General features: G+C 70.8%; 15 protein-coding genes. All 15 read left to right on the top strand.

From position 1 onward, the window contains the following. Window positions 1–40: 40 nt before the first annotated feature. The 15 genes from ACWEQG_RS04695 to ACWEQG_RS04625 all read left to right on the top strand — a co-directional run bounded on the left by ACWEQG_RS04695 (window position 41) and on the right by ACWEQG_RS04625 (window position 16153). Window positions 41–1042 (top strand): DUF3048 domain-containing protein, encoded by a 1002-nt coding sequence (locus ACWEQG_RS04695; RefSeq protein WP_452281732.1) that lies wholly within the window; start codon window positions 41–43, stop codon window positions 1040–1042. Window positions 1043–1149: 107 nt separating this feature from the next. Continuing rightward, the gene (pdxS, locus tag ACWEQG_RS04690; protein WP_452281731.1) at window positions 1150–2064 is read left to right on the top strand and encodes a pyridoxal 5'-phosphate synthase lyase subunit PdxS; all 915 of its coding nucleotides are present in this window, start codon (window positions 1150–1152) and stop codon (window positions 2062–2064) included. Window positions 2065–2272: 208 nt separating this feature from the next. Continuing rightward, window positions 2273–3964: an alkaline phosphatase D family protein gene (locus tag ACWEQG_RS04685; RefSeq protein WP_452281729.1), complete on the top strand. Its 1692-nt coding sequence runs from the start codon at window positions 2273–2275 to the stop codon at window positions 3962–3964. A gap of 89 nt (window positions 3965–4053) precedes the next feature. Then, a complete protein-coding gene (locus ACWEQG_RS04680) occupies window positions 4054–4479 on the top strand; it encodes a MarR family winged helix-turn-helix transcriptional regulator (RefSeq protein WP_452281727.1) in 426 nt (141 codons plus the stop codon). 66 nt (window positions 4480–4545) lie between these two features. Continuing rightward, the gene (gene pdxT, locus ACWEQG_RS04675) at window positions 4546–5136 is read left to right on the top strand and encodes a pyridoxal 5'-phosphate synthase glutaminase subunit PdxT (protein ID WP_363467989.1); all 591 of its coding nucleotides are present in this window, start codon (window positions 4546–4548) and stop codon (window positions 5134–5136) included. Between the two features lie 3 nt (window positions 5137–5139). Next, a complete protein-coding gene (locus ACWEQG_RS04670; protein ID WP_357048673.1) occupies window positions 5140–5892 on the top strand; it encodes a YebC/PmpR family DNA-binding transcriptional regulator in 753 nt (250 codons plus the stop codon). A gap of 70 nt (window positions 5893–5962) precedes the next feature. Then, window positions 5963–7126 carry a GNAT family N-acetyltransferase gene (locus tag ACWEQG_RS04665; RefSeq protein WP_452281725.1) on the top strand — a complete coding sequence of 388 codons (1164 nt, stop codon included), beginning with the start codon at window positions 5963–5965 and terminating at the stop codon, window positions 7124–7126. 124 nt (window positions 7127–7250) lie between these two features. Beyond that, entirely contained in the window at window positions 7251–7853 is a 603-nt protein-coding gene (ruvC, locus tag ACWEQG_RS04660) for a crossover junction endodeoxyribonuclease RuvC (protein WP_363468029.1), read from the top strand. Further along, window positions 7850–8470 carry a Holliday junction branch migration protein RuvA gene (gene ruvA, locus ACWEQG_RS04655; RefSeq protein ID WP_452281723.1) on the top strand — a complete coding sequence of 207 codons (621 nt, stop codon included), beginning with the start codon at window positions 7850–7852 and terminating at the stop codon, window positions 8468–8470. Before ruvC ends, ruvA begins: the two co-directional genes overlap by 4 nt. Before the next feature lie 76 nt (window positions 8471–8546). Next, window positions 8547–9596 carry a Holliday junction branch migration DNA helicase RuvB gene (gene ruvB, locus ACWEQG_RS04650; RefSeq protein WP_363468980.1) on the top strand — a complete coding sequence of 350 codons (1050 nt, stop codon included), beginning with the start codon at window positions 8547–8549 and terminating at the stop codon, window positions 9594–9596. A 269-nt stretch (window positions 9597–9865) separates the two neighbouring features. Further along, window positions 9866–10222, top strand: coding sequence for a preprotein translocase subunit YajC (gene yajC / locus ACWEQG_RS04645; RefSeq protein WP_452281721.1), 357 nt, complete (start codon window positions 9866–9868; stop codon window positions 10220–10222). 98 nt (window positions 10223–10320) lie between these two features. After that, complete coding sequence (secD, locus tag ACWEQG_RS04640) at window positions 10321–12051, top strand: protein translocase subunit SecD (protein ID WP_452281719.1); 1731 nt, start codon at window positions 10321–10323, stop codon at window positions 12049–12051. After that, complete coding sequence (gene secF / locus ACWEQG_RS04635; RefSeq protein ID WP_452281717.1) at window positions 12051–13097, top strand: protein translocase subunit SecF; 1047 nt, start codon at window positions 12051–12053, stop codon at window positions 13095–13097. Before secD ends, secF begins: the two co-directional genes overlap by 1 nt. A 93-nt stretch (window positions 13098–13190) precedes the next feature. Next, window positions 13191–13697, top strand: coding sequence for an adenine phosphoribosyltransferase (locus tag ACWEQG_RS04630; RefSeq protein WP_363468988.1), 507 nt, complete (start codon window positions 13191–13193; stop codon window positions 13695–13697). A 275-nt stretch (window positions 13698–13972) separates the two neighbouring features. Beyond that, window positions 13973–16153 (top strand): RelA/SpoT family protein, encoded by a 2181-nt coding sequence (locus ACWEQG_RS04625; protein WP_452282854.1) that lies wholly within the window; start codon window positions 13973–13975, stop codon window positions 16151–16153. Window positions 16154–16288: the final 135 nt, after the last annotated feature.

Genomic DNA, 16288 nt, shown 5'->3' with positions numbered 1-16288 from the left:
GTGCCTGGTGGCGGGGGCTTCCACCGGGAGGAGCGGTACGGTGCGGGCAGGGATCGGCTTCACGCTGGCCATGGCGGTCATCCTGACCGGAACCGCGTGTTCCGGCGACGACAGGCCGGCCGCGCAGTCCCAGGGGGCGAGCCCGCTGGAGTCCCCGTCGCCGACGCCGCCTCCCGAGCACCCGTTCACCGGCCGCCCGGTCGCCTCCCGCAGGCCCGTCCTCGCCGTGAAGATCGAGAACACCCACGCGGGCAAGCCGCAGATGGGTGTGCGCAGCGCCGACATCGTCTACGTCGAGCAGGTCGAGGGCGGGCTCACCCGGCTCATGGCGATCTTCTCCTCGAAGCTGCCCGCGCAGGTGGGGCCGGTCCGCAGCGCGCGCATCTCCGACCTGCACATCCTCCCGATGTTCGGCAAGCCCGCCCTGGCCTACTCCGGGGTGCAGACCAAGATGATCCCCTTCGTCCAGAAGGCCTCGCTGTTCGACGTGTCCGACAGCCGCGTCCCCGGTGCCTACACCCGCGCCCCGGGCCGCGTCGCGCCGTACAACCTGGTCGGCAGCCCCAGGCAGCTGCTCGCCAAGGCGCCGCAGGCGAGCAGGGCGAAGGACATCGGATTCGTCTTCTCCGACGAGCCGCCCGCCGGGGGCACGCCGCAGAAGAGCGTCAGCGTGCGCTATCCGGCGGCGCGCTTCACGTTCACCTGGTCGGCGGCGCACAAGCGCTGGCTGGTCACCCAGGACGGCGAGAAGGACATGGCCGCCGAGGGCGGCCAGCAGGGCGCCCCCACGATCGTCATCCAGTGGGTGAAGACCGACCGCTCGGAGTTCCACGACTTCACCGGCAGCTACACCCCGCTCGTGCACACGGTGGGCAAGGGCACCGGCGTCGTGCTCAGGGACGGCCAGGCCTACCGGGTGAAGTGGTCGCGCCCCTCGGAGAAGGAGGGCACCACCTACACCACGGCCGACGGCACGCCCATGCCGTTCGCCCGCGGCCAGGTCTGGGTCGTGCTCGCCTCGCGCAAGCCCGTCGCGCCGTGATGGACAAAAAACTTGATCGACTCCGCCATGTGGGCGCGTCGGGTGCGGCGGCGGCCAGCGCCTACCATGGAGAGGAATCCGTAGGCCCGCCGTCGTGAGGTAGCACCGTGTCCAGCAGCACCCCCGAAGTCAACGAGACCACCGCCGTCGGCACCGCCCGCGTGAAGCGCGGCATGGCCGAGATGCTCAAGGGCGGTGTCATCATGGACGTCGTCACCCCGGAGCAGGCCAAGATCGCCGAGGACGCCGGAGCCGTCGCCGTCATGGCGCTCGAGCGCGTTCCCGCCGACATCCGCGCCCAGGGCGGCGTGTCCCGGATGAGCGACCCCGACATGATCGAGGGCATCATCGGCGCCGTGTCCATCCCTGTGATGGCCAAGGCCAGGATCGGCCACTTCGTCGAGGCCCAGGTGCTCCAGGCGCTCGGCGTCGACTACATCGACGAGTCCGAGGTCCTGACCCCGGCCGACTACGCCAACCACATCGACAAGTGGCAGTTCACCGTCCCCTTCGTGTGCGGGGCCACCAACCTCGGCGAGGCGCTGCGCCGCATCACCGAGGGCGCCGCGATGATCCGCTCGAAGGGCGAGGCCGGCACCGGCGACGTCTCCAACGCCACCACCCACATGCGCAAGATCCGGGGCGAGCTCAAGCGCCTCACCTCGCTGCCCGAGGACGAGCTGTACGTCGCGGCCAAGGAACTGCAGGCGCCGTACGAGCTGGTGGCCGAGGTCGCCAAGTCCGGCAAGCTGCCGGTGGTGCTGTTCACCGCGGGCGGCATCGCCACTCCCGCCGACGCCGCGATGATGATGCAGCTCGGCGCCGAGGGCGTGTTCGTCGGCTCGGGCATCTTCAAGTCCGGCGACCCGGCCAAGCGCGCCGCCGCCATCGTCAAGGCCACCACGTTCTACGACGACCCCGACGTGATCGCCAAGGTCTCGCGCGGCCTGGGCGAGCCCATGGTCGGCATCAACGTCGACGACATCCCCGTGCCGCACCGCCTCGCCGAGCGCGGCTGGTAGACAGCCCCGCGTGCTCGGCACGCGGGGAGACACGCCCGGCTGGGAGATCCCGGCCGGGCGTTCTCGTCGTCTGGGCGGCAGAGGCCGGGATGACCGTGCGGTGATGTCGCCTTTCGGGTGACCGATATCGTTCCGCCGCTCTTTACTCTCCAGTCACGATCGATCGTCAGGCTGCGGGCGTCCCCACTGATCGTCCCAGGGAGCCCAGTTGCCCGGCCTCGATCGTCGTTCCTTCCTCGTCACCGGACTCGCCGCCGCCGGCGCCGTCGCCGCGGCACCCGCGACCGCCTCGGCGGCCCCCACGCCATCGCCTGAGACCGCGGGCGAACTCGCCTCCCGCGGCCTGCGCGCCGATCCGTTCACGCTCGGGGTGGCCTCGGGCGACCCCGACCACACCGGCTTCGTGATCTGGACCCGCCTCGCCCCGCAGCCGCTCGCCGAGGACGGGCTCGGCGGCATGCCGAAGCGCGCGTTCACGGTGCAGTGGCAGGTCTACGCCGACGAGAGCTGCCGCCGCGTGGTGCGGGCGGGCGTGGCCGAGGCGAGCCCGGAATGGGGGCACAGCGTCCACGTCGAGGTGGACCACCTGCGGCCCGGCAGCGAGTACTGGTACCGCTTCCGCGTAGGGCCGTACGTCTCACCGGCCGGCAGGGCCCTGACCGCGCCGGACCCGCTGTCGTTCGGCGGTCCGCTGACGATGGCCTTCGTGTCCTGCGCGCAGTACGAGCACGGCTACTTCACCTCCTACCGCCGCCTCGCCGAGGACCACCCGGACCTGGTCCTCCACCTGGGCGACTACCAGTACGAGTACACCAGGAACACCTACGTCGCCCCCGGCGGCAACGTGCGCGATCACGAAGGGCCGGAGACGATGACGCTGGCGAACTACCGCCAGCGGCACGCGCAGTACAAGACCGACCCCGACCTGCAGGCCGCGCACGCCGGCGCGCCGTGGCTGGTCGTCTTCGACGACCACGAGGTGGACAACAACTGGGCCGACGAGATGCCGGAGCGCCCGGAGGAGCAGCCCACCTTTCTCGAGCGCAGGGCCGCCGCCTTCCGCGCCTACTACGAGAACATGCCGCTGCGCCGCACCTCCGTGCCGCGTGGCATCGACATGCAGCTCTACCGGCGCGTCCGGTGGGGGGCGATGGCGAACTTCCACATGCTCGACACGCGGCAGTTCCGCGACGACCAGGGCTGCGGCGACGGCTACAAGGACTGCCCGGAGGCGGTCGACCCGGCCCGCTCGATCATGGGCTTCGAACAGGAGGCGTGGCTGCTCGACGGCTTCCGGCGATCGCGGGCGCGCTGGGACGTCATCGGCCAGCAGGTCTTCTTCGCCCAGCGCGACAACAACGCCGGGCCGGTGAAGATCACCAGCCAGGACGCCTGGGACGGTTACGTCGCCTCGCGGCAGCGTGTCACCCAGGGCTGGATCGACGCCGGCGTCCGCAACCCCGTCGTGCTCACGGGAGACGTGCACGCGCACTGGGCCAGTGACCTGAAGCTGGACTACGACGACCCGACCGGCCCCACGGTCGGGTCCGAGCTGGTGACGACGTCCATCAGCACCACCGGCGACGGAGCCGACTCCGACCCGGCGGCGCACCCGTTCCTGAAGATCAACCCCCACCTGAAGTTCTACAACAACCAGCGCGGCTACGTCCTCACGAAGATCGACAAGGACGCGATGACCGCCGACTTCAGGGTGGTGCCCGTCGTCTCCGCCCCCGGCTCCGAGGCGCACACGAGGGCGACGTTCGTGATCGAGGACAGGGTGCCCGGCGTGCGGCAGACCTACCTGCGCCCGCTCGACCCCTCGATCGCGGCGCGGCGGGAGATGACGGCCGAGGACATGGTGGAGGCGACCGTGCGGCAGGAGACCGAGCGCCCCTGAACGACGCGCCCCCGGCGGGCGGCGCCCCCTTCTCCGGGGCGCCGCCCGCTTCGTCCGTTCCGGCCCGGCCCCCGTTATCGTGACCTGCTATGACGACCGACGACACCGGGCGGCTCGCCGAGGCCCTGTCACGCGAGCTGCGCCACATCGTGATGCTGCTGCGCCGTACGACGGCGGGGCAGCCGGTCACCAGCCAGCAGTACTCCGTGCTCGGCTCCCTGGAGACCGGCGCGCGCCGGATGACCGAGCTGGCCGAGGAGCACGGTGTGCAGCTCCCCACGATGACCGTGCAGGTCAACCGCCTTGAGGAGGCCGGCCTGGTCGCGCGGGGCACCGACGCCTCCGACGCGCGGGTGCGCACCGTCGAGCTGACCGGGGAGGGCCGCGACCGCCTCCGGGCCGTACGGCGGGCGCGGGTCGCCTACCTGTCCGGGCGGCTGGACACGCTGACACCTGAGGAACGCTCGGCCATCGCCCGCGCCCTTCCCGCCCTCGCCAAGCTGGGTCGCGCCTGATTTATCGTTTTGGGCGCGCAAGACCGTGGCCATACCCTGAACAGGGTCACCACAGGAAGGGAAACCGTGAGGTCCGCACCCAAGATCGGCGTGCTCGCCCTGCAGGGCGACGTGCGCGAGCACATCCGCGCTCTGGAGGAGTCGGGCGCGACCGCCGTGCCGGTGCGCAGGCAGGAGGAGCTCGCCGCGGTGGACGCGCTGGTCGTCCCGGGCGGGGAGTCGACCACGATCTGGAAGCTCGCCACCGCCTTCGAGCTGCTCGAACCGCTGCGGTCGCGGATCAAGGAGGGCATGCCCGCCTACGGCTCGTGCGCCGGCATGATCATGCTGGCCGACCGCATCCGGGGCGGCATCGAGGGCCAGGAGACGCTGGGCGGCATCGACATGGTGGTCCGCCGCAACGCCTTCGGCCGCCAGGTCGACTCGTTCGAGGCCGATCTCGACTTCGCCGGGCGCGGGGCGATGAGGGCCGTGTTCATCCGCGCGCCCTGGGTCGAGTCCGTGGGGCCCGACGTGGAGGTGCTGGGCCGCACCGAAGCTGGGGATAGGATCGTCGCGGTCCGTCAGGGACCGCTGCTCGCGACGTCCTTCCATCCGGAGCTGACCGGCGACGCGCGGGTGCACTCGTATTTTGTCGAGATGGTGAGGGAGCTCTAGGCGATGTCCGGCCACTCCAAATGGGCGACGACGAAGCACAAGAAGGCGGCGCTGGACTCCAAGCGCGGCAAGCTTTTCGCCAAGCTCATCAAGAACATCGAGGTCGCGGCCAGGACCGGCGGGCCCGACCCGGACGGCAACCCCACGCTGTTCGACGCCATCACCAAGGCCAGGAAGAACTCGGTCCCGATCGACAACATCGAGCGGGCCCGCAAGCGCGGCGGCGGCCTCGAGGCCGGCGGCGCCGACTGGCAGACGATCATGTACGAGGGCTACGCCCCGGGCGGCGTCGCGGTCCTCATCGAGTGCCTCACCGACAACCGCAACCGCGCGGCGTCCGAGGTGCGCGTGGCGCTGACCCGCAACGGCGGCTCGCTCGCCGACCCCGGCTCGGTGTCGTACATGTTCAACCGCAAGGGCGTCGTGATCGTCCCCAAGGGGTCGCTGACCGAGGACGACGTGCTCATGGCCGTCCTCGACGCGGGGGCCGAGGAGGTCAACGACCTCGGTGAGAACTTCGAGGTGGTCTGCGAGGCCTCCGACCTCATCCCGGTGCGCAAGGCGCTGCAGGACGCGGGGATCGACTACGAGTCGGCCGAGATGAGCTTCGTCCCCACGCTCAACGTCCCCCTCGACGAGGACGGCGCCCGCAAGGTCTTCAAGCTCATCGACGCGCTCGAGGACAGCGACGACGTGCAGAACGTCTGGGCGAACTTCGACGTGAGCGACGAGGTCATGGAGAAGGTCGAGGCCTGACGCCGAATCCGGGCAGAAGGGTGGAAAACCGGTGGCAGCGGCCACCGGCGCCCGCATAGCCTGACCTGCTGTGGAAATCCGTCATCTCACGAGCGACGACCTGGACGCGGTCCTCGACTCCCGCAGGCGCGCCTTCGGCCCGTTGTCCGGCGACGGCGCGGAGACGTGGCGCAAGCTCGTCTCCCCGATGCTGCCCGAGGGCCGTTACCTCGGCGCCTTCGACGGCACCCGCCTCGTCGGCACGGCCAGGATCAACCCGTACGTCCAGTGGTGGCACGGCCGCCCGCAGTCGATGGGCGGTGTGGCGGGCGTGACGGTGGCGCCGGAGGACCGCGGCAGGGGAGTGGGCCGGACGCTCATGGACGCGGTGCTCGAGCGCTGCGCGCAGCTCGGCCACGCGGTCTCCGCGCTGTACCCGGCCACCACGCCGCTGTACCGGAGCGCGGGCTACGAGCACGCCGGCGTGCTCCAGCGGATCACCCTGCCCGCGGAGGCGCTGCGTACGGTGGGCGACCCCGGCGGCGCGGTCAAGCTGCGCCGGATGGGCCCGGCCGACGCGGCCGAGCTCGTCGCCTTGATCGGCAGAGTGCACGCCGCCACGCGCGCGAGCGGGCCGCTGTCCTTCGACGAGCGGACCTGGCGCCTGTGGCTCGAGGACGACGACGACTTCTGCTACCTGGCCGAGGACGGGTTCGTCGTCTACCGGTGGAACGACGGGGACATCGAGGTCGACAACCTGCTCGCGGGGTCGGAGGCGACGGCCCGGGCCCTGTGGTCGATGGTCGGCAGCGCCTCGTCCGTCGCGAAGTCGGTGACCGCCTGCGCCGACCCGGCCGACCCGGTGCTCTGGATGCTGCGGGAGCGGTCGAAGGACGAGGTCACCCAGACCCGGTGGATGTTCCGGCTGATCGACCTGGCCGCCGCCGTCGGAGGGCGCGGCTTCCCCGCCGGGGTGTCCGTCGAGATCCCCGTCGAGGTGACCGACTCCCGGCGCCCCGGCGACGCGGGCGCGTGGCTGCTGCGGGTGGACGGCGGTTCCGGCTCCGCGACGCGCCTGGACGCCGTGCCCGGGGAGAGCACCCGGCTCACGATCGGCGGCATGTCCGCGCTGTTCGCCGGCGTGTCCACGGCCACGCTCCGCCGCGCCGGCCTGCTGACCGGCGGCTCTCCCGAGGCCGACGACGCACTGGACGCGGCCTTCGGCTGCGCCGCGTACATGATCGACTACTTCTGACGCACCCGCGCCGCCGCTGATCGCGATAGAGTGACCGGCCGAACAGGTGTTCGGCGCAGTGGCGGTGAGGTGCGGTGGCTGCGCCGGCCGGGATCAGGGAGGCGTGCCGGTGCGGTTGCCCCAGATGCGGGTGATGGGCGTGGACCCGGGGCTGACGCGGTGCGGTCTCGGCGCCGTGGAGGGCCGTCCGGGCGCGCCGCTGAGCCTGCTGTCGGTGGGGGTGGTCCGCACCCCGGCCGACGACGACATCGGGTCCCGGCTGGTCGTCATCGAAGCGGAGATCGAGCGCTGGCTCGACGAGATCAAGCCGGACGCGGTCGCCGTCGAGCGGGTCTTCGCCCAGCACAACGTCCGCACGGTCATGGGGACGGCCCAGGCGTCGGCCGTCGCGATCGTCTGCGCGGCCCGGCGGGGGCTGCCGGTCGCGCTGCACACGCCGAGCGAGGTCAAGGCCGCCATCACGGGCAACGGCAACGCCGACAAGAAGCAGGTCGGCACCATGGTCACCCGGCTGCTGCGGCTCGACGCCATGCCCAAGCCGGCGGACGCCGCCGACGCGCTCGCCCTGGCCATCTGCCACGTCTGGCGCGGCGGCGTTCAGCACCGCCTGGCCGACGCCCTGGCCAGGGCCCGTCACGGCGGTGCGAAGCCCGCGGGCTCTGGTAGGACTGGGACGCCCGGCGAAGTCGCGGCCGGGCGTTCGGACCGGGGAGGGAGCACGCGGTGATCGCATCCGTTGCGGGACAGGTGGCGGCCATCGGGGCCGACAGCGCCGTGGTCGAGGTGGGCGGCGTCGGGATGCTCGTCCACTGCACCCCCGGGACCCTGGCCGGGCTGCGCGTCGGCGAGCCCGCCCGGTTGTCCACCTCGCTCGTCGTCCGCGAGGACTCCCTCACGTTGTACGGCTTCGCCTCCGACGACGAGCGCACCGTCTTCGAACTGCTCCAGACGGCCAGCGGGGTCGGGCCGCGCCTGGCCCTGGCCATGCTCGCGGTCCACGCGCCCAACGCCCTGCGCGTCGCGGTGGCGAGCGCCGACATCAAGGCCCTGACGATGGTGCCGGGCATCGGCCAGAAGGGCGCGCAGCGCATCGTGCTCGAACTCAAGGACAAGCTCGGCACCCCGGCCGGGGCCGTCGACGCCGCGCTGAACGGCTCGGCCGCTCCGCCGGCCTGGCGCGACCAGGTCCACTCCGGGCTGGTGGGGCTGGGCTACTCGTCCCGCGACGCCGACGAGGCGGTGGCGGCGGTGACCGCGGAGGCCGAGGCGGAGGTCGCGGCCGGCCGCGCCCCGCAGGTGGCCGTGCTGCTGAAGTCCGCCCTGCGCGCGCTGAGCGTGCGGTGACCGTGTGACGGGCTGATGGTTCGATGAAATTTTCACCGGGAAGCGGACTCCCGGCAGGCCGAGCGGATGGTGTCGAGTGAGCTTCGAGCGGGATCTCGTGTCGCCCGAACCGGAGGGTGACGAGCGGGCGATCGAGGCCGCGCTGCGTCCCCGGCGTCTTGAGGAGTTCATCGGGCAGGGCCGGGTGCGCGAGCAGCTCTCGCTGGTGCTGGAGAGCGCCCTGCGCCGCAACCGCCCGCCCGACCACGTCCTGATGAGCGGGGGGCCCGGGCTCGGCAAGACGACGCTCGCCATGATCATCGCCTCCGAGCTGGGCGCGCCGCTGCGGATGACCTCGGGGCCGGCGCTGGAGCGCGCGGGCGATCTCGCCGCGATCCTGTCCACGCTGACCGAGGGCGAGGTCCTGTTCATCGACGAGATCCACCGCATGGCCCGCCCGGCGGAGGAGATGCTCTACCTGGCCATGGAGGACTTCCGGGTCGACATCGTGGTCGGCAAGGGCCCCGGCGCCACCTCGATCCCTCTCGACATCGCCCCGTTCACGCTGGTCGGGGCCACCACGCGGGCGGGGCTGCTGCCCGCGCCGCTGCGTGACAGGTTCGGCTTCACCGCGCACATGGACTTCTACGAGGTGGCCGAGCTCGAGCAGGTCCTGCGGCGCTCGGCCCGCCTGCTGTCGGTCGATCTGCCGGATGAAGGTGCCCACGAGATCGCCCGCCGGTCACGCGGCACGCCCCGGATCGCCAACCGCCTGCTGCGGCGGGTGCGCGACTTCTCCGAGGTGCGCGCCGAAGGCGTGATCACCAGGGACGTCGCGGCGGCGGCGCTCAACCTGTACGAGGTCGACGCCGAGGGGCTGGACCGCCTCGACCGGGCCGTGCTCGACGCGCTGCTGCGCAAGTTCGGCGGCGGCCCGGTGGGCCTGTCGACGCTCGCGGTGGCCGTGGGGGAGGAGCCGGAGACCGTCGAGGTCGTGGCCGAGCCCTTCCTGGTGCGGCAGGGGCTGCTGGCCCGCACCCCGCGGGGCCGCGTCGCCACCGCCGCGGCCTGGGCGCACCTCGGCATGACTCCGCCCCCCGACGCCGTGGGCGCGGTCGCCGCGCCCACGCTCTTCGACGACAAGTGAGCGCCCCTCCACCGGCGCCGGCTCGGACTCGGCGGCTGGAAGCGGAAAGCGGGGCAAAGAGGTAACAGACCGATTGCGAAGCCCATGAAACGGGAACTTTCCTGCCCGCCGGGCCGTGGGTTCGTTGCCGGGCTTCTGCAGGCTCGCATACACTGCGTGGCTTGACTGGCCGTTCTTGCGACACGAGAAGCGTCGCGGTGGCCCGCGTGTGAAGCGCACAAGACCTCCGGCGCCAGGCCGGTTCATCACGTTACGGAAGGGTGGCCCCCGTGGGTAACAACCCGCTTGGGACGTTCCTGCCACTGATCTTGCTGGTAGTGGTGTTCTACTTCCTCCTGATCCGCCCTCAGCGCAAGCGGCAGCAGGAGCAGATCCAGATGCAGAACTCCCTCACCCCGGGCGTCCGGGTCATGACCACGACAGGCCTGTTCGCGACGGTCGTCGCCCTCGAGGACGACGACGTCGTGCTGGAGCTGGCCCCCGGTGTCGAGACCCGCTGGGTCAAGGCGGCGATCGGCCGGGTGCTCACTCCCGTCGACGAGGTGACGAGCGGGGAGACCGAGGGGACCGTGACGGAAGGTTCCGACACGGGGAACGGTGACGACACGAGCACCAAGCAGTCCTGAGTAGGCTGATCACAACTTTTCGACGAAAGAACTGACCTCCAGTGGCCCCACCGACAAGTAGCCAGAGCAAGCCTGGACGCACACTCCTGCTGCTCTTTGTGCTCATCCTCGTCATGGGCGCGACGGTCGCCCTCCAGAAGGCGTTCGTCCCCAAGTTCGGCCTCGACCTCGCGGGCGGCACCACGGTGACGCTCTCGCCGGTCACGGCGAACGGGAAGGCGCCGTCGCAGGAGAGCCTCGACCGAGCCGTGACGATCATCCGGCAGCGCGTCAACGGCACCGGCATCTCCGACGCCCAGGTCGCGAAGGCGAACGCCAACATCGTGATCCAGATCCCGGGCGCGGGCCGGGACGAGGCGTTGCGACTGGTGTCGACCACCGCCGAACTGCGCATGCGGCAGGTTCTCGCGGTGGCCGCCGCCACGAACCAGCCGGCCGAGGTGCCCACGGCGGCCCCCACGCCGAGCTCGTCGGCGGCGGCGACGCCCGCGGCCACTGCGAGTGAGTCGACGCCTGCCAGGCAGAGCGCGGCTCCCAGCGGGAACGCCTCTCCGGCGGGCCGTGTCCTGTCGAAGGCGCTGACCGCGCCGTCCCCGGAGCCGACGAGCACCTCGACGAGGGACACGACCCACCGCAGGGCCGGCGCGGGAGCCGCCAGGGCCAAGGCCTCGCCCTCGCCCTCGGCCGCTGCGAGCCCGCCGACGGCCGCTCCGGATGACGCCGGCGACCCACTGGCCGGTCAGGACACCAGCGGCATCGAGCCGGCGCTGCTCGACGAGTTCCGTAAGATCGACTGCACCGCGAAGAACCGCGGCCAGGGCGCCCTCGACGACCCGAACAAGCAGATCGTCGCCTGCAGCGACGACGGTACGGCCCGGTACATCCTGGACAAGGCCGCGGTGCAGGGCACCGAGATCAGCGGCGCGCAGGCGGGCACCGACCCCACCACCGGTGAGTGGATCATCCAGGTCGACTTCAAGTCGAAGGGCGCGACGCTGTTCGCCGACATCACCCGGCGCATCACCAGCCTGCCCGCCCCGCGCAACCAGCTCGCCAACGTGCTGGACGGCGTCGTCATCGTCGCTCCGACGATCGAGGAGGCCATCCCCGGCGGCAGCGCCCGCATCTCCGGCAGCTTCACGCAGAAGACCGCGACCGAACTGGCCGACCAGCTCAAGTACGGCGCGCTGCCGCTGAAGTTCCAGCAGAGCTCGGTCGTCTCGGTCTCCTCGACCCTCGGCCAGGACCAGCTCAGGGGCGGTCTCATCGCCGGCGCGCTCGGCCTGATCGTCGTCGTGTTCTACCTGCTGCTCTACTACCGCGGCCTGGGGCTCATCGGCATGGCCAGCCTGGGCGTGGCCACCGTGTTCACGTACCTGACGGTGGACGTGCTGAGTCACAACGCCGGCTTCCGGCTCTCGCTGCCGCACATCATCGGTCTGGTGGTCTCGATCGGCATCACCGCGGACTCGTTCATCGTCTACTTCGAACGGATCCGCGACGAGATCAAGGAGGGCCGCCGCACGCTGCGTTCGGCGGTGGAGGTGGCCTGGCGGCGCGCCCGGCGGACCATCCTGGTCGCCGACGCCGTCATGTTCATCGCCGCGGTGGTGCTCTACTTCCTCGCGGTCGGCGACGTGGCCGGCTTCGCGTTCGCGATGGGCCTGACCACGCTCATCGACATCGTGGTGGTGTTCCTGTTCACCAAGCCGCTGATGTCCCTCGTGGCGCGGTTGCGGTTCTTCTCGAAGGGCCACAAGCTGTCCGGACTCGACGCGGAGCGCATGGGCCGCACCAGCCCCGCCGAGCAGACCCTGCAGGAGGCGTGATGCCGGGAGTGATCAGCCGCCTCTACCGCGGCGACATCAACATCGACTTCGTCGGCAAGCGCAAGGTCTGGTACGGCCTGTCGGTGTTCCTGCTGGCCGTCTCCATCCTGGGCCTGGTGCTCAACGGGCTGAACCTGGGCGTGGAGTTCCGCGGCGGCTCGGTCTTCGACTTCACGCGCACGCCCGGCTCCAGCATCGAGCAGGTCCGCGAGACCGTCGCGGACGCCGGAGTCCACCAGGTCATCGTGCAGCAGGCCGGCCCGAACTGGCGGGTCACCACCGAGAGCCTCAAGGGCGAGGAGGTGACCAAGGTCCAGCAGACGGTGGCCCAGAAGTACGGCATCACGGAGGACGAGGTCAGCTCGCAGGTCATCGGCGCGACCTGGGGTGGCGAGGTCTCCCAGAAGGCCTGGATCGGCCTCGCTGTCTTCATGATCGCGATCATGCTGTACCTGTCGGTGGCCTTCGAGTGGCGGATGGCCCTCGCGGCGATCGTCGCCCTCATCCACGACCTCGTGATCACCGCTGGCGTCTACGCCTGGTCGGGCTTCGAGGTCACCCCGGCGACCATGCTCGGCTTCCTCACGATCCTCGGCTACTCCTTGTACGACGCGGTCGTGGTCTTCGACATGATCAAGGAGGTCACGGGCAAGCTCGGCACGAGCGCGAAGATGACCTACACACAGGCCGCCAACAACGCGCTCAGCCACACGCTGATCCGTTCGCTGAACACCTCGCTGGTGGCGATCCTGCCGGTGGCGGCGATCCTGTTCATCGGCACCACGCTGCTCGGCGCCGGCACGCTGAAGGACCTGTCGCTGGCCCTGTTCGTCGGCATGGTCGTCGGCACGTACTCGTCCCTGTGCGTGGCGACGCCGATCCTGGTCACGCTCAAGGAGCGGGAGCCCAAGTGGCAGGCGCTGGCCCAGCGGGTGCACGCCAAGGAGGCCTCCGCCGCCAAGGCCGCCCGTACGGCGAAGGAGCCCGTCTCCGCGGGCTCGCAGAACGTCACCGTGCAGACCACGGACAAGCGCAAGAAGAGCTGACCGCGTTCGCCGCAGACGCCCCCGGAACCCGCGAGGTCCCGGGGGCGTCTTCGCGTTCTCCGAGCCCGCCGGGGGCCCGCTAGGGTGAGCGTCGTGACTGACTGGACGGCTCTCATCAGGGATGTCCCCGACTACCCCAAGCCGGGCATCCTCTTCAAGGACATCACTCCGCTCCTGGCGGACCACGGCGCCTTCACCCAGGTCGTGGGCGAACTCGGGGACGGCCTGGAGTTCGACAAGGTGGTCGGCATCGAGGCACGGGGCTTCATCCTGGCCGCGCCGGTGGCCTACCGCAGCGGCGCGGGGTTCGTCCCAGTGCGCAAAAAGGGCAAATTGCCCTCCGACACGTACGAGGCCTCCTATGATCTCGAGTACGGCTCCGCGACGATCGAGGTGCACGCCGACGCCTTCGACCCCGGCGACCGGGTCCTGATCGTGGACGACGTCCTCGCCACGGGCGGCACGGCCAGGGCGGCCGTGGAGCTGGTCAGGAGGACGGGCGCGGAGGTCGTGGCCGTCTCCTTCCTGATGGAGCTGTCCTTCCTCTCCGGCCGCGACCGCCTGCCGGGCCTGGACGTCCGGACCCTGCTCACCGTCTGAGCGGAGCCGCCGCTCGGGGGGCGGGTGGCCGAGAGTGCTGTGGCAGCACGGATACACTGTGGAATCTGGACTCGACGTGAGGAGTCTGTGTGCCCCGTGATGTGGTCGTGCCCGGCAGCGCGCGGGTCGATCGCGGAGTGATCTCCCGCGACGCCCCCGAGCCCGTCGCCGATGTGCCCCCTGACGCGGCGCGCGACCCGGCGGAGAGCCCGGAGGACAGGCCGGCTACGGCCACGCGACGAAGGCTCGCCCGGTTCGGGGGGCAGTGGGGTGCTATGAATCCGGTGTTGGAACCGCTCTTCAAGACGGTCCGTGCCACCCATCCCAAGGCCGACCTGCGGCTGATCGAGCGGGCGTACGACGTCGCCGCCTACCATCACCGCGATCAGAAGCGCAAGAGCGGCGACCCCTACATCACCCACCCGCTCGCGGTGGCGACGATCCTGGCGGAGCTGGGCACCGACGACGAGACGCTGTGCGCCGCCCTGCTGCACGACACCGTCGAGGACACCGCCTACAGCCTCGACGAGTTACGAGCCGACTTCGGCGACAACATCGCGTTGCTCGTCGACGGCGTGACCAAGCTCGACAAGGTGAAGTTCGGCGACGCGGCGCAGGCCGAGACCGTGCGCAAGATGGTCGTGGCGATGTCGCGCGACATCCGCGTACTGGTGATCAAGCTGGCCGACCGGCTGCACAACATGCGGACCATGCGCTACATGCCCGAGCACAAGCGCCAGCAGAAGTCCCGGGAGACCTTGGAGATCTTCGCGCCGCTGGCGCACCGGCTCGGCATGAACACCATCAAGTGGGAGCTGGAGGACCTCGCGTTCGCCATGCTCTACCCCAAGCGGTACGACGAGATCGCCCGGATGGTGTCGGAGCGCGCGCCCCGCCGCGACCTGTTCCTGCACGAGGTCATCGAGAAGGTCTCCGCCGACCTGCGCGAGGCGAAGATCAAGGCGACCGTGCGCGGCCGGCCCAAGCACTACTACTCGATCTACCAGAAGATGATCGCCAAGGGCGTGGCCTTCGACGACATCTACGACCTGGTGGGCATCCGCGTCCTGGTCGACACGGTCCGCGACTGCTACGCCGCGCTCGGAACGATCCACGCCCAGTGGAAGCCGGTGCCGGGGCGGTTCAAGGACTACATCGCCATGCCCAAGTTCAACATGTACCAGTCGCTCCACACGACGGTCATGGGCCCCGAGGGCAAGGCCATCGAGCTGCAGATCCGCACGCGGGCCATGCACAACCGCGCCGAGTACGGCGTGGCCGCGCACTGGAAGTACAAAGAGGAGATGACCGGGGCGGGTCCCGGCAAGGTCAAGCAGGTCAACGACATGGCCTGGCTCCGCCAGCTGCTGGACTGGCAGAAGGAGACCTCCGACCCCGGGGAGTTCCTGGAGTCGCTGCGCTTCGACCTGTCGGTGTCGGAGGTGTTCGTCTTCACCCCGCGCGGCCAGGTGATCGCCCTGCCCGAGGGCGCCACCCCGGTCGACTTCGCGTACGCCGTGCACACCGAGGTCGGCCACCGATGTATCGGCGCGCGGGTGAACGGCAGGCTGGTGCCGCTGGAGTCCCGCCTGGGCAACGGCGACACCGTCGAGATCTTCACGTCGAAGTCCCCGGACGCGGGCCCGTCGAGAGACTGGCTCAAGTTCGTGAAGAGCGGCCGGGCCCGCAACAAGATCCGCCAGTGGTTCACCAAGGAGCGCCGCGAGACCGCCATCGAGGCGGGCAAGGAGGCGATCGGGCGGGCCATGCGCAAGCAGGGCCTGCCGCTGCAGCGGCTGATGTCCGGCGAGGCGCTGCTGGCCCTGGCCAGGGACCTGCGCTACGCGGACGTGTCCGCGCTGTACGCGGCCGTCGGCGAGGGGCACATCACGGCCCAGGCGGTGGTGGACAAGCTCGTACAGGCCCTGGGCGGCGTCGAGGGGGCCGAGGAGGACATCGCCGAGGCCCAGGTCCCGACGCGGCTCAAGGGCCGTCTGAGGGCCAACTCGAACGCCGGTGTCATGGTCGCGGGCGACCCCGACGTGTGGGTCCGTCTGTCGCGTTGCTGCACCCCGGTGCCGGGGGACGAGATCGTCGGGTTCGTCACGCGGGGGCACGGCGTCTCCGTGCACCGCACCAACTGCCCCAACGTGGAGCAGCTCAGCGCCCACCCCGACCGGCTGGTGCAGGTCGCCTGGTCGCCCGGGGACGACTCGGTCTTCCTCGTCGCCATCCAGGTGGAGGCGCTCGACCGGCCCCGGCTGCTGTCGGACGTCACGCGGACCCTGTCCGACCAGCACGTGAACATCCTGTCGGCGTCGGTGACGACCAGCCGCGACCGGGTGGCGATCAGCAAGTTCACGTTCGAGATGGGCGACCCGAAGCACCTCGGCCACGTGCTCAAGGCGGTGCGCAACGTCGCGGGCGTCTACGACGTCTACCGCGTGACCAGCTGACGCCGGCCGCGGCCTGACCGGCTGGAGGGCTGCGCCCGCCCGCGCCCGCGACGGGGGACGTCCTCCCACGCGGGCGCGGACCCGCACGCGCACCGATCCCGGCGTGACGCGCGGTCACGCCGGGATCGACGGTCA

The organism is Microbispora sp. NPDC004025 (assembly GCF_053604425.1).
Note: the sequence above shows the minus strand (reverse complement) of the source record. Positions and strands in the feature narration are given on the sequence as shown.

Coding starts and splice junctions, on each gene's coding strand:
- ACWEQG_RS04680 (WP_452281727.1), top strand. CDS start 4,054: ATGACGACCGACGACACCGGGCGGCTCGCCGAGGCCCTGTCACGCGAG.
- ACWEQG_RS04670 (WP_357048673.1), top strand. CDS start 5,140: ATGTCCGGCCACTCCAAATGGGCGACGACGAAGCACAAGAAGGCGGCG.
- ruvC (WP_363468029.1), top strand. CDS start 7,251: ATGCGGGTGATGGGCGTGGACCCGGGGCTGACGCGGTGCGGTCTCGGC.
- secF (WP_452281717.1), top strand. CDS start 12,051: ATGCCGGGAGTGATCAGCCGCCTCTACCGCGGCGACATCAACATCGAC.
- ACWEQG_RS04625 (WP_452282854.1), top strand. CDS start 13,973: ATGAATCCGGTGTTGGAACCGCTCTTCAAGACGGTCCGTGCCACCCAT.